The following is a 12,100-nucleotide window of genomic DNA, read 5'->3' as shown; positions in this document are numbered from 1 at the left end:
CCCGTCGAGTGACCGGGGTGTGGATGCCGCTGTGGGGCCCTCATCACGACGCGATCATCGCGCCTAAACTGTTGGTGATGCATCCCGCGCTTTCTCGCGCGCATCGCAACAATCCGATTCTACAGGTTCGCCCTGTCCTCCGGGCCGCCCCCGAGTAACAGAGCGCGAACCGGAGGCCCCATGCTCACGAGTTCCGCTACGCCGTCCACCGACACCCGGATCGTGATCGGCGCGCCGTTGCGCGTGCTCGCCTGGCTCTCGTTCCTCGCGGAAGTGATCATCATCGGCACCGGCGGTGCCGTTCGCCTGACCGGCTCGGGCCTCGGATGCTCGGAATGGCCGCTGTGCACGCCAGAGTCGCTCGTTCCGCTGCCCGAACAGGGCATCCACGGCATCATCGAGTTCGGCAACCGCACGATGACGGGCCTGGTGGGCATCCTGGCGCTGGCGGTCCTGTTCCTCACGCTCGCGGCGATCGCCGGCAGGGCCCTCGTGCTGCGCGCGGTGTGGTTCGCCCTCGGCGGCATCGCCGTCGGCATCGTGGCCTATGCGGTGACGGCGCCTTTCGGCCTGCCCGCCTTCGGCTTCTTCTCCGGGGCGCTGCTGCTCGCCGTGGTGCTCGCCATGATCGATTCGCTGCGCCGCGTCCCACGCCGCCGCGACCTCGCGGCGCTGGCCTGGATCGTCCTGGCCGGTGTCATGGCGCAGGCGGTCGTTGGCGGCCTCGCCGTCGTGACCGACCTGAACGCCTTCGTGGTGGGATTCCACTACGTCTCATCGCTGCTGCTGGTGTGCGTCACAGCGGCCTATCTCGTGCGCATGCGCGCCCCCGGCGGCGCACGGGAGCGCGCGGTGCCCCGCTGGTTCGCGATCCTCACGCACGTCACCGGACTCGTGCTCGCCGCGACGATCCTCTTCGGCGTGCTGACGACGGGATCGGGCCCCCACTCCGGGGACGCGGCGATCGTGCGCAACGGCTTCGATGCGACGATCCTCGCGCACGTGCACTCCTGGCCCGGCTATATCCTCGCGGCGCTGATCGCCGTGCTCGCCGTCTCGGCATGGATCCTTCGGACGCCGGTGCGCGGCTGGCTGCTCGTGCTGGCCGCGGCCGTCCTGGTGCAGATCGGCGTGGGCGTCTGGCAGGCGAGGGAGGGCCTGCCGGAGATCCTCGTCGGGATCCACATGGTGCTGGCTTCGCTGTCCGCGGCCGCCTACACGGTCGTGGTGCTGAACCTGAAGCAGCCGGCCGCCTCGCACTGAGTCCGCGCACAGCCCAGTCATAGGCCGCGCACACGTCACTCATCGCCGCGTCGCGCAGAGTGGCGGGCATGAAGAACACGGCACTCCTCCGCAGCATCCCGTACTGGCTTCTGCTGGTCCTGTCCCTGGCCGCTCTGGGCCTCGGGGCATGGATCACGACGGATCAGATCGGGGTGATGACCACCACGCTCCTCGACGGTACCGCCACCGGAGTCGAGGTGTACGCCGGTCAGGCGTGGGTCGTCTTCGGCGGCGCGCTGGTCGCGGGCGGCATCATCGGGCTCTTCCTCGCCCTCGCCGTCGCCGCGGCGAAGACCCTGGTCCCTCGCGCGAACGTCCAGGTCGTCGAGACGATCGACTGGACGGCAGCGGATGCCGCAGACGACGCCTCGGCGAAGGCTGATGAGCCCGCGGCATCCGATGACGCGACCATCGAGCCTGCACAGGACGCAGAGCGGCCCGTCGAGGAGCCGAACACGGTTCGCTGACCAACGCATGGTGCCCGCACCGGAACCGGTGCGGGCACCATCGTCACAGCGTCAGAACGGCAGCAGCGGGTCGATCGCCACGGCGACGAAGATCAGCGTCAGATACGTGATCGAGGCGTGGAAAACGCGCATGGGACGCGGCTCGGTGCCGCGCACCGCACGGTTGTACAAGCGGTGCGATTCGTAGATGAACCAGCCGCCGAAGACCACAGCCGACACCGTGTAGACCAGGCCCATCCCGGCGACCGGGATCAGCAGAAGCGAGCACGCGATGGTCGCCCATGCGTACAGGATGACCTGCAGTCCGACCTGCGACGCGTGGCGCGTGACGCCCAGCATCGGAACATCGACGTCCTCGTAGTCGTCCTTGTACTTCATCGACAGCGGCCAGTAGTGCGGCGGCGTCCAGAGGAACACGAGCAGGAACAGGATGAGCGCCGGCCAGTCCAGCGAACCGGTGACCGCGGCCCAGCCGATGAGCACGGGGAAGCACCCGGCGATTCCGCCCCAGACGATGTTCTGCTCCGTGCGGCGCTTGAGGATCATCGTGTAGATCACGACGTAGAAGAAGATGGCGACGGCCGACAGCGTGGCGGCCAACCAGTTCGTGGTCAGCAGGAGCCAGATCGTGGAGACGATCGCCAGCGTCCAGGAGAAGATCAGCGCACCACGGGGGGTGACCTCGCCCGTCACGAGCGGACGGTTCTCCGTGCGGTGCATGTGCGCGTCGATGTCGCGGTCCAGATACATATTGAACGCAGCGGCCGAACCGGCGCTCATCGCGCCGCCGATGACGGTGGCCAGCACGAGCCAGAGATCGGGGAGCCCGCCCTCGGCCAGGAACATCACGGGGACGGTGGACACCAGCAGCAGCTCGAGGACACGAGGCTTGGTGAGGGCGATGTACGCCTTCACCGTGCGTCCGAGCGAGTGCTTCGGTGCGACCGACTGCGTCTGCGTCGAGATCTCGATCCCCTCCTCCGCGCGAAAGCGCCATACCGCATCCAGTCTACGACACCCGGGCGGCCGAGCCGTGTCGCGGCGCATTCCGTGACCGGTCACGCGATTGTTACCTCACTCCGTAAGACACGCGTTGTGAGCGAATCAACCGGGCTATGCTGAAACCACTCGCGCGCCCGGCGCTGTGCACCCTCCGTGACGATGCGGAGCGCCAGGGAATTCGGGCGCCCTCGAAATTGTCGGAAAGGGCATGACCGTGTCGCAATTGCAGTGGGAAGAGATCGATCGACGCGCGGTGGACACCGCACGAATTCTGGCGGCTGACGCCGTCCAGAAGGTCGGCAACGGTCACCCCGGCACCGCTATGAGCCTCGCGCCGGTGGCTTACCTCCTCTACCAGCGCGTGCTCCGCCACGACCCGACCGACACGGACTGGCTCGGTCGCGACCGCTTCATCCTCTCGGTGGGTCACTCGTCGCTCACCCAATACGTGCAGCTCTACCTCGGCGGTTTCGGCCTCGAGCTGTCCGACCTCGAGGCGCTGCGCACCTGGGGCTCGCTGACCCCCGGTCACCCGGAGTACGGGCACACTAAGGGCGTGGAGATCACCACTGGTCCGCTCGGCCAGGGCCTCGCCTCCGCCGTCGGCTTCGCGTACGCCGCACGCTACGAGCGCGGACTGTTCGACCCCGAGGCCGCTGAGGGCACCAGCCCGTTCGACCACAATGTGTACGTGATCGCGGGCGACGGCGACCTCCAGGAGGGCGTGACGAGCGAGGCCTCCTCGCTCGCCGGCCACCAGCAGCTCGGCAACCTCATCGCCATCTACGACTCCAACCAGATCTCGATCGAGGGCGACACCAACGTCTCGTTCACCGAGGATGTCGCTGCCCGCTACCGCTCGTACGGCTGGCAGGTGCTCTCGGTCGACTGGACCCGCACCGGCGAGTACATCGAGGACGCGCAGGAGCTCCTCGACGCGATCGAGGAGGGCAAGGCCGAGACCGGCAAGCCCACGCTCATCATCCTGAAGACGATCATCGGCTACCCGGCGCCCAACAAGAAGGGCACCGAGTCCGTGCACGGCAACGCGCTCGGAGCGGACGAGGTCGCCGCGACCAAGGAGGTCCTCGGATTCGACCCCGAGAAGAGCTTCGTGGTCGAAGAGGCCGTCATCTCGCACACTCGCGCACTCGCCGGTCGCGCCGCTGAGACGCGCGCCGCCTGGCAGGCGGACTTCGACGCATGGGCCGTAGCCAACCCGGAGCGCAAGGCTCTGCTCGACCGCCTCGAGGCGCAGGTCCTCCCCGATGGCATCGAGAAAGCCCTTCCCGTCTTCGAGGGCGGCACCGAGGTCTCCACCCGCGCGGCCTCCGGCAAGGTCATCAACGCCCTGGCCCCCGAGCTCCCCGAGCTGTGGGGCGGGTCGGCCGACCTCGCCGGGTCCAACAACACCACGATCTCGCCGGCGTCCTCCTTCATCCCCGCCGAGTGGTCGACGCACGACTGGTCGGGCAGCCCCTACGGTCGTGTCCTGCACTTCGGCATCCGCGAGCACGCCATGGGCTCGATCCTCAACGGCATCACGCTGCACGGCAAGACCCGCTCGTTCGGCGGCACGTTCCTCATCTTCAGCGACTACATGCGCCCCGCGGTGCGTCTGGCCGCGCTGATGGACATCCCGAGCATCTTCGTCTGGACGCACGACTCCGTCGCGCTTGGCGAGGACGGGCCGACCCACCAGCCGATCGAGCAGCTCGCGACGCTCCGCGCGATCCCGAACTTCACAGTGGTCCGCCCCGCAGACGGCAACGAGACGGCAGCCGCATGGCTCGAGATCCTGCGTCGCCATGGCGGGCCCGTCGGCATCGCGTTGACCCGACAGAACGTGCCGAACGTGGCACGTGGTGAGGGTGCGGCATCCGGCGACGTCTTCGCCGCAGCGGACAACACCGCCAAGGGCGCGTACGTGCTGGCCGAAGCGCCGAACGGCACTCCGGACGTCATCATCGTCGCGACCGGCTCCGAGGTTCAGCTGGCGGTCTCCGCCCGCGAGACCCTGGCCGCCGAAGGCGTGAACGCTCGTGTCGTGTCCGCTCCGTCGCTGGAGTGGTTCGCCGAGCAGGATGCCGAGTACCGCGAGTCCGTCCTTCCCGCTGCGGTCACGGCGCGCGTCTCGGTCGAGGCCGGTTCCGTGCTGAGCTGGCGCGGCATCGTCGGCGACAAGGGCCGTTCCATCGGCATCGACCACTTCGGCGCATCCGCCGATTACAAGACCCTGTTCCAGAAGTTCGGCATCACCGCCGAAGCCGTCGTCGAGGCGGCGCGCGAGACCATCAAGGAGAACGCATGAGCACCCCCACAGCCCAGCTCCACGACGCAGGCGTCAGCATCTGGCTGGACGACCTCTCGCGCACCCGCATCAACTCCGGCAACCTCGCCGAGCTGATCGAGTCGCGCAACGTCACCGGCGTGACCACGAACCCCACGATCTTCGCGAACGCGATCACGAACCCGGACGACACGTCGTACGACGCCCAGGTCACCGAGCTCGCCGCATCGGGAGCCACGGCCGAAGAAGCCGTGTTCGCCGCGACGACGCAGGACGTGGGCGCCGCCCTCGACGTCTTCCGCCCGGTCTGGGAGGCCTCCGGTCACGTCGACGGCCGCGTGTCGATCGAGGTCTCCCCCGACCTCGCGCACGACACCGACGGCACCGTGGCTCAGGCCAAGGAGCTGTGGGCGAAGATCGACCGCCCGAACCTTCTCGTGAAGATCCCCGCGACCAAGGCCGGCCTGCCCGCCATCGCGCAGGCGATCGGCGCCGGCATCAGCGTCAACGTCACGCTGATCTTCAGCCTGGAGCGCTACGCCGCCGTCATCGACGCCTACCTGACCGGGCTCGAGACCGCCAAGGCCGCAGGCATCGATCTGTCGACGATCCAGTCGGTCGCCTCGTTCTTCGTGTCGCGCGTCGACACCGAGACGGACAAGCGCCTCAGCGCGATCGGAACGGACGCCGCCGAGGCGCTCAAGGGCAAGGCGGGCCTCGCGAACGCGCGTCTCGCCTACGAGCTCTACGAGCAGACGTTCGCCGGCGACCGCGCCAAGGCGCTGCTGGATGCCGGTGCGAACCTCCAGCGTCCGTTGTGGGCATCCACCGGCGTCAAGGACCCTGCGCTCCCCGACACCCTGTACGTCACCGAACTCGTCGCTCAGGGCGTCGTCAACACGATGCCGGAGAAGACCCTCGAGGCGACCTTCGACCACGGCGTCATCACCGGCGACACCATCACGGGCGGCTACGAGGACGCGAAGGCCGTGTTCGCCGGTCTGGCCGAGGTGGGCGTCGACTTCGACGACGTCACCCAGGTGCTCGAGGACGAGGGCGTCGCGAAGTTCATCGACTCCTGGCACGATCTGCTCACGCAGGTCGCCGCCGGCCTCGAGGCGCAGCGATGACATTCTCCCTGCACGCCACCGGCGTGCCGAAGGTCGCCATCGACGAGGTCGTTCCCGGCCTCGTCGGCGACCTGGTCGCCTCGCGGATCACCGCGGGCGACTCGACGCTGTGGGGCGAGGCGGCCGAGGCCGAGGCGGCTGTCCGCCTCGGCTGGGTCGAGGCCGTCTCGACCTCGCGTCCGCTGGTCGCCGAGATCTCGGCGCTGCGCGCCGAGCTCGGCGCCCGCGGCGTCGACCGCGTCGTCCTCGCGGGTATGGGCGGATCGTCGCTCGCGCCTGAGGTCATCGCGCAGACCGCCGGCGTGCCGCTCACGATCCTCGACTCGACTGCGCCGGGGCAGGTGCTCGCGGCCCTCGATGAGGGGCTCGAGCGCACCGTTCTCGTCGTCTCGTCGAAGTCCGGTTCGACCGTCGAGACCGATTCGCAGCGCCGCACGTTCGAGGCAGCGTTCCGCGACCTCGGGATCGATCCAGCCGAGCGCATCGTGGTCGTGACCGACCCCGCATCGCCCCTGGACGCGTCCGCGCGTGCGGCCGGCTACCGGGTGTTCAATGCCGATCCGAACGTCGGCGGGCGCTACTCCGCGCTCACCGCCTTCGGTCTCGTGCCGTCCGGCCTCGCCGGCGTCGACATCGCCGAGCTCCTCGACGAGGCCGAGGCCTCGCTGCTCGAGGTCGCGGTCGATGAAGCATCCAATCCGGCGCTGCGCCTCGCTGCCGCGATCGCTGGCTCCTCGCCGCGCCGCGACAAGCTGGGCCTGATCACCGATGGTACGCACATCAGCGGGCTGCCGGACTGGATCGAGCAGCTGATCGCGGAGTCCACCGGCAAGGGCGGCACCGGCATCCTGCCCGTCGTGCTCCTGGAAGTGTCGCCGGAGCTCGACCCGCTTCCGGACGATCTCCAGATCGTCCGCCTGGTCGACGACGCGAACGAGTTCCACCTGCATGAGCGTCACCCCGGTGAGATCCTCGTCAGTGGAACGCTGGGCGCGAACTTCATCGTGTGGGAGTACGCGACCGCGATCGCCGGTCATCTGCTCGGCATCAACCCGTTCGATCAGCCGGACGTGGAATCGGCGAAGGTCGCGGCACGCGGCCTGCTCGATGCCCGGCCTGAGCAGACCGCGCCGGTCTTCGTCGAGAACGGCGTCGAGGTCAGGGTCAGCGATGCGGCCCTCGCGGCATCCGGAACGCTCGAGGGCGTCCTTGACGCGCTCTGGGCGCAGCTCCCCGCCGACGGCTACGTGTCCATCCAGGCCTACGTCAACCGTCTCGAGCTGACCCAGCTGCCCGGCCTGCGCGAGCTGGTCGCCGCCGATTCCGGTCGCCCGACGACGTTCGGCTGGGGACCCCGGTTCCTGCACTCGACCGGCCAGTACCACAAGGGCGGGCCCGAACAGGGCGTGTTCCTGCAGATCCTGGAGCGCACGGATGTGGATCTCGAGATCCCCGAGCGCCCCTTCACGTTCGGACAGCTCATCCAGGCGCAGGCCGCCGGAGATGCCGCTGTCCTCGCCGAGCACGGGCGACCCGTGGTGTCCTTGACGATCACGGACTCCGCCGACGACGTGCTATCCCTTTTCGAAGCCGCTCAGAAGTAGCTCACAGGAGAATCCCCCACCGATGTCTGTCCCTGTTACGCGCGGGCACAACCCGTTGCGCGATCCCGACGATCGCCGCCTCAACCGGATCGCAGGGCCTAGCGCCCTCGTGATCTTCGGTGTCACCGGCGACCTGTCGCGCAAGAAACTCATGCCGGCTGTCTACGATCTGGCCAACCGCGGCCTGCTGCCCCCCGGGTTCGCCCTGGTCGGCTTCGCGCGCCGCGACTGGGAGGATCAGGACTTCGCGCAGGTCGTCTACGACGCCGTCAAGCAGTACGCGCGCACCCCGTTCCGCGAGGAGACCTGGCAGCAGCTGCTGCAGGGTATCCGCTTCGTCTCCGGCGAATTCGACGACCCGGAGGCCTTCGCACGCCTGCGCGCGACCGTCGAGAAGCTGGATGTCGAGCGCGGGACGATGGGCAACCACGCGTTCTACCTGTCGATCCCGCCGAAGGCGTTCCGCGTTGTGGCGCGCCAGCTCAAGGAATCCGGTCTCGTCGGCGACGAGGCGAGCGAAGATCACTGGCGCCGCGTCGTCATCGAGAAGCCGTTCGGGCACGACCTCGAGTCCGCGCGCGAGCTGAACCAGTCGCTCGAGGTGGCGTTCTCCGCCGACTCGATCTTCCGCATCGACCACTACCTCGGCAAGGAGACGGTCCAGAACATCCTGGCGCTGCGCTTCGCGAACGAGCTGTACGAGCCGATCTGGAACCGCAACTACGTCGATCACGTGCAGATCACGATGGCCGAGGACATCGGAGTGGGCGGCCGTGCCGGCTACTACGACGGCGTCGGTGCTGCCCGCGACGTCATCCAGAACCACCTGCTGCAGCTGCTCGCGCTCACCGCGATGGAAGAGCCGATCAGCCTCTCCGCCGAGCACCTGCGTGCCGAGAAGGAGAAGGTCCTCGCGGCCGTCAGCCTGCCAGAGGACCTGTCGCTCGCCCAGGCGCGCGGTCAGTACGACGGCGGCTGGCAGGGCGGCGAGCAGGTCAACTCCTTCCTCGGCGAGGAGGGCATGCACCCGCAGTCCACCACGGAGACGTATGCCGCGATCAAGGTCGAGATCGCCACACGCCGCTGGGCGGGCGTTCCGTTCTACCTGCGCACCGGCAAGCGCCTCGGACGCCGTGTGACCGAGGTCGCCGTCGTCTTCAAGCGCGCACCGGAGCACCTGTTCGGCCGCTCGAATGCCGCTGAACTCGGGCAGAACGCCCTGGTCATCCGCGTGCAGCCCGACGAGGGCGTCACGATCCGCTTCGGCTCGAAGGTCCCGGGCAACGGCACCAACGTCCGCGACGTGACGATGGACTTCGGCTACGGCCATGCGTTCACCGAAGCCAGCCCTGAGGCGTACGAGCGGCTCATCCTCGATGTGCTCCTCGGCGACCCTCCGCTGTTCCCGCGGCACGAAGAGGTCGAGCTCAGCTGGAAGATCCTCGACCCGTTCGAGAAGTACTGGGCCGCGCAGGACAGCTCCCTGGAGCAGTATGCGCCCGGCTCGTGGGGCCCGGCATCCGCCGACGCCCTGCTGGAACGCGACGGACGAGTCTGGAGACGACCGTGATCATCGACCTTCCCGACACGACCATCAGCCAGGTCGCCAAGAAGCTCGTCAGCGTGCGCGAAGAGGGCGGCGCCGTCGCCCTCGGCCGTGTGCTGACGCTCATCATCGCGGCCCGCAACGGGGTCGCCGAAGCGGCGATCGACGCAGCCAACGACGCCTCGCGCGAGCACCCGATGCGCGTCATCGTGCTCACCGTCGGCGACGGAGACGCCCACCTCGACGCGCAGATCCGCGTCGGCGGGGACGCCGGAGCGAGCGAAGTGGTCGTGCTGCGCGCCTTCGGCGATGCCGCCAGCAACGCCGAGAGCCTCGTCACCGGTCTCCTGCTGCCCGACGCCCCCGTGGTGGCGTGGTGGCCGGAGGAGGCACCGGCGGACCCGGCGTCCTCTCCGCTCGGCCGCATCGCCCAGCGTCGGATCACTGATGCCGCGGCATCCGCCGATGTCCGCGACCGTCTGGGTCTCCTCGGCCAGGAGCACTCCCCCGGCGACACCGACCTGGCGTGGACGCGACTGACCCACTGGCGCGAGCAGCTCGCCGCCGTGCTGGATCAGCCGCCGTTCGAGTCCGTGACCGCCGTCGAGGTGCGCGGTTCGATCTCCTCCCCGTCGACCGCGCTCCTCGCCAGTTGGCTGGGTCTCGCGCTGGACGTCCCGGTGACCTGGGCCTACGAGGACCCGGAGGACTGGTCCGAGGGCATCAAGTCGGTCCGCCTCACGCGGGAGTCCGGCGACATCCTGCTCGAGCGCCCGGAGCCGGGAACGGCGATCCTGACGCAGCCGGGTCAGCCCGACCACGACCTGCATCTGCCGCGGCGCACGCTGCGCGAGTGCCTGGCTGAGGAGCTGCGCCGGCTGGACCCCGACGTCCTGTACGGTCGAGTCATCACCGAGGGCTGGGAGAAGCTGGGTCCGCCAGCGTCGGCCGCATGAGCACCAGGGAGGCTGCTGCCGTGGAGAAGACCGTCGTCGTCGAGGCGACCCCGCAGGCTGTAGCCGACCGCGTCGCCGACCGTTTCCTCGCACGGGTCCGCGCCCGGACGAGGAACGGTCGGATCGCGCACGTCGCCTTGACCGGTGGCTCCATGGGCGGAGCCGTGCTCGGCGCCGTGCGCGTGCATCCGCGGGTGTCGGAGATCGACTGGTCGCTGGTGCACTTCTGGTGGGGCGACGAGCGGTTCGTGCCGCGCGCGGATGCCGATCGCAACGCCGTGCAGTCCCGGAACGCCCTGCTGAACCACATCCCTGTCCCGGCTGAGAACATCCACGAGGTCGCAGCCTCCGACGGCGGCGCGACCCTCGACGAGGCCGCAGCCGACTACGCCGCTGAGCTGGCGGAGCACGGTACGGAAGAGCACCCGTGGCCGTCGTTCGCGGTGTGCTTCCTCGGTGTCGGTCCTGACGGACACATCGCCTCGCTGTTCCCCGACCGCCCTGAGGTCACGGTGACGGATGCCGCGGCCCTGGCCGTGCGCGACTCCCCCAAGCCTCCGTCGGAGCGCGTCACGCTGACCCGCCCGGTCCTGAACGCATCGAAGCGCGTCTGGCTGGTGCTGACCGGTGCTGACAAGGCCTCGGCGCTCGGACTCGCACTGGCGGGAGCCAACTACGCGAACGTTCCCGTCGCCGGGGCGAAAGGCCGCAAGCGCACGGTGTTCTTCGTGGACTCCGCTGCCGCTTCCGAGGTCTCGCCCGACCTCTTCGATCAGAGCTACTGACGCGGTTCGGGTGCCGGCGGCTGATCCCCGGCATCCGGTTCCGCATCCGGCGTCGTGCCGCCCTCGCTGCCGCGCTGGATGCCGAGGTCCTGGCTCTCGCTGAGCACCTGAGGGTGAAACCGGGCCAGGCCGATGACGCCCCAGACGGCGATGGCGCCGGAGATCAGGAACGCGAGCATCACGCAGGTCGGGGCAGCATCCGCCTCGCCGAGCACGATGACGCCGATGAGGACGGCCACCAGCGGGTCGACGACGGTCAGGCCAGCGATCACCAGGTCCGGGGGGCCGGAGCTGTACGCGGTCTGCACGAAGTAGGCGCCCACGACTCCTGCCGCGATCAGCGCGATCACGCACACGAGCGTGATCCAGTCGAACGTGCCGTGCTGCACGCGCGAGATGACAGCCTTGGCCAGCGTCGCGACGAAGCCGTACAGGATGCCGGCGCCGACGACGTAGAAGAGGGCGCGCATGCGGTGGCGGAGGATGAGCCAGCAGGTGCCGAGCAGGATGATCACGACGAGCAGGATCGCGAGGATCGTGAAGAGCTCGTTGTTCGTGATCTCCTTCTCGACCGCATAGATCGCCGCGAAGAACACGAAGATGAAGATGCCGCCGACGCACGCCGCGATCGCCGTGAGGGATTGTCGTGTGGGCGTGTGGCCGGAGATGCGCGCGTTGAGCAGCGTCGTGATGACGAGCGCGACCGCGCCGAGCGGCTGCACCACGATCAGCGGCGCGACGGCGAGGGCTGCCAGTTGGCAGATGACCGCGAGGCCGAGCATGAGCGTGCCGATGATCCAGGAAGGACGGGTCAGCAGCCGCTTGATCTGGTCCATGCTGAGCCCGGCGGTGCCATCGGCGCCGCTCAGCTTCTCGACCTTCTCGACGCCTCGGTGCTGATACTGCGCACCGAGCGACATGAACACCGCGCCGGCCAGAGCCAGCGGGATGCCGAGCAGCAGAGCGGGGTTCTCGAACACGCCGACCAGCTGATCGGTGACGTCGATCTCGGCCATCCAAACCCCCGCGCTCACAG

10 protein-coding genes are annotated in these 12,100 nt (G+C 68.9%); 8 read left to right on the top strand and 2 right to left on the bottom strand.

The window, feature by feature from the left end:
- Window positions 1-180: 180 nt before the first annotated feature.
- Both ACWAT3_RS01285 and ACWAT3_RS01280 read left to right on the top strand, forming a co-directional pair.
- The gene (locus ACWAT3_RS01285) at window positions 181-1,263 is read left to right on the top strand and encodes a COX15/CtaA family protein (RefSeq protein WP_460795243.1); all 1,083 of its coding nucleotides are present in this window, start codon (window positions 181-183) and stop codon (window positions 1,261-1,263) included.
- Window positions 1,264-1,331: 68 nt separating this feature from the next.
- Window positions 1,332-1,751, top strand: a complete 420-nt coding sequence (locus tag ACWAT3_RS01280) for a hypothetical protein (RefSeq protein WP_460795241.1) — start codon at window positions 1,332-1,334, stop codon at window positions 1,749-1,751.
- Between the two features lie 51 nt (window positions 1,752-1,802).
- On the opposite strand, the gene ACWAT3_RS01275 is transcribed toward ACWAT3_RS01280, so the two are convergent.
- Window positions 1,803-2,813, bottom strand: a complete 1,011-nt coding sequence (locus ACWAT3_RS01275) for a heme o synthase (protein WP_460795240.1) — start codon at window positions 2,811-2,813, stop codon at window positions 1,803-1,805.
- A gap of 148 nt (window positions 2,814-2,961) precedes the next feature.
- Between ACWAT3_RS01275 and tkt the strand changes: the two genes are divergently transcribed.
- The 6 genes from tkt to pgl are packed head-to-tail and all read left to right on the top strand — an operon-like array spanning window position 2,962 to window position 11,064.
- Window positions 2,962-5,064, top strand: a complete 2,103-nt coding sequence (tkt, locus tag ACWAT3_RS01270) for a transketolase (protein ID WP_460795238.1) — start codon at window positions 2,962-2,964, stop codon at window positions 5,062-5,064.
- Entirely contained in the window at window positions 5,061-6,173 is a 1,113-nt protein-coding gene (tal, locus tag ACWAT3_RS01265; protein ID WP_460795236.1) for a transaldolase, read from the top strand. Before tkt ends, tal begins: the two co-directional genes overlap by 4 nt.
- Window positions 6,170-7,777, top strand: a complete 1,608-nt coding sequence (locus tag ACWAT3_RS01260) for a glucose-6-phosphate isomerase (protein ID WP_460795234.1) — start codon at window positions 6,170-6,172, stop codon at window positions 7,775-7,777. The genes tal and ACWAT3_RS01260 overlap by 4 nt, the downstream gene beginning before the upstream one ends.
- A 22-nt stretch (window positions 7,778-7,799) precedes the next feature.
- Entirely contained in the window at window positions 7,800-9,347 is a 1,548-nt protein-coding gene (gene zwf / locus ACWAT3_RS01255; protein ID WP_460795232.1) for a glucose-6-phosphate dehydrogenase, read from the top strand.
- Complete coding sequence (locus tag ACWAT3_RS01250; protein ID WP_460795231.1) at window positions 9,344-10,279, top strand: glucose-6-phosphate dehydrogenase assembly protein OpcA; 936 nt, start codon at window positions 9,344-9,346, stop codon at window positions 10,277-10,279. The genes zwf and ACWAT3_RS01250 overlap by 4 nt, the downstream gene beginning before the upstream one ends.
- Window positions 10,276-11,064: a 6-phosphogluconolactonase gene (gene pgl / locus ACWAT3_RS01245; RefSeq protein ID WP_460795229.1), complete on the top strand. Its 789-nt coding sequence runs from the start codon at window positions 10,276-10,278 to the stop codon at window positions 11,062-11,064. The genes ACWAT3_RS01250 and pgl overlap by 4 nt, the downstream gene beginning before the upstream one ends.
- Here the strand turns inward: pgl and ACWAT3_RS01240 are convergent.
- On the bottom strand, window positions 11,058-12,080 hold the full coding sequence (locus ACWAT3_RS01240; protein ID WP_460795848.1) for a DMT family transporter: 1,023 nt from the start codon (window positions 12,078-12,080) through the stop codon (window positions 11,058-11,060). The two genes, pgl and ACWAT3_RS01240, sit on opposite strands and share 7 nt — an antisense overlap.
- Between the last annotated feature and the right edge of the window lie 20 nt (window positions 12,081-12,100).

Source organism: Microbacterium sp. GXF0217, from assembly GCF_054798195.1.
This window is presented reverse-complemented; position numbering and strand designations above follow the sequence as displayed.

Coding starts and splice junctions, on each gene's coding strand:
- tal (WP_460795236.1), top strand. CDS start 5,061: ATGAGCACCCCCACAGCCCAGCTCCACGACGCAGGCGTCAGCATCTGG.
- zwf (WP_460795232.1), top strand. CDS start 7,800: ATGTCTGTCCCTGTTACGCGCGGGCACAACCCGTTGCGCGATCCCGAC.
- tkt (WP_460795238.1), top strand. CDS start 2,962: ATGACCGTGTCGCAATTGCAGTGGGAAGAGATCGATCGACGCGCGGTG.
- ACWAT3_RS01260 (WP_460795234.1), top strand. CDS start 6,170: ATGACATTCTCCCTGCACGCCACCGGCGTGCCGAAGGTCGCCATCGAC.
- ACWAT3_RS01240 (WP_460795848.1), bottom strand. CDS start 12,080: ATGGCCGAGATCGACGTCACCGATCAGCTGGTCGGCGTGTTCGAGAAC.
- ACWAT3_RS01285 (WP_460795243.1), top strand. CDS start 181: ATGCTCACGAGTTCCGCTACGCCGTCCACCGACACCCGGATCGTGATC.
- pgl (WP_460795229.1), top strand. CDS start 10,276: ATGAGCACCAGGGAGGCTGCTGCCGTGGAGAAGACCGTCGTCGTCGAG.
- ACWAT3_RS01280 (WP_460795241.1), top strand. CDS start 1,332: ATGAAGAACACGGCACTCCTCCGCAGCATCCCGTACTGGCTTCTGCTG.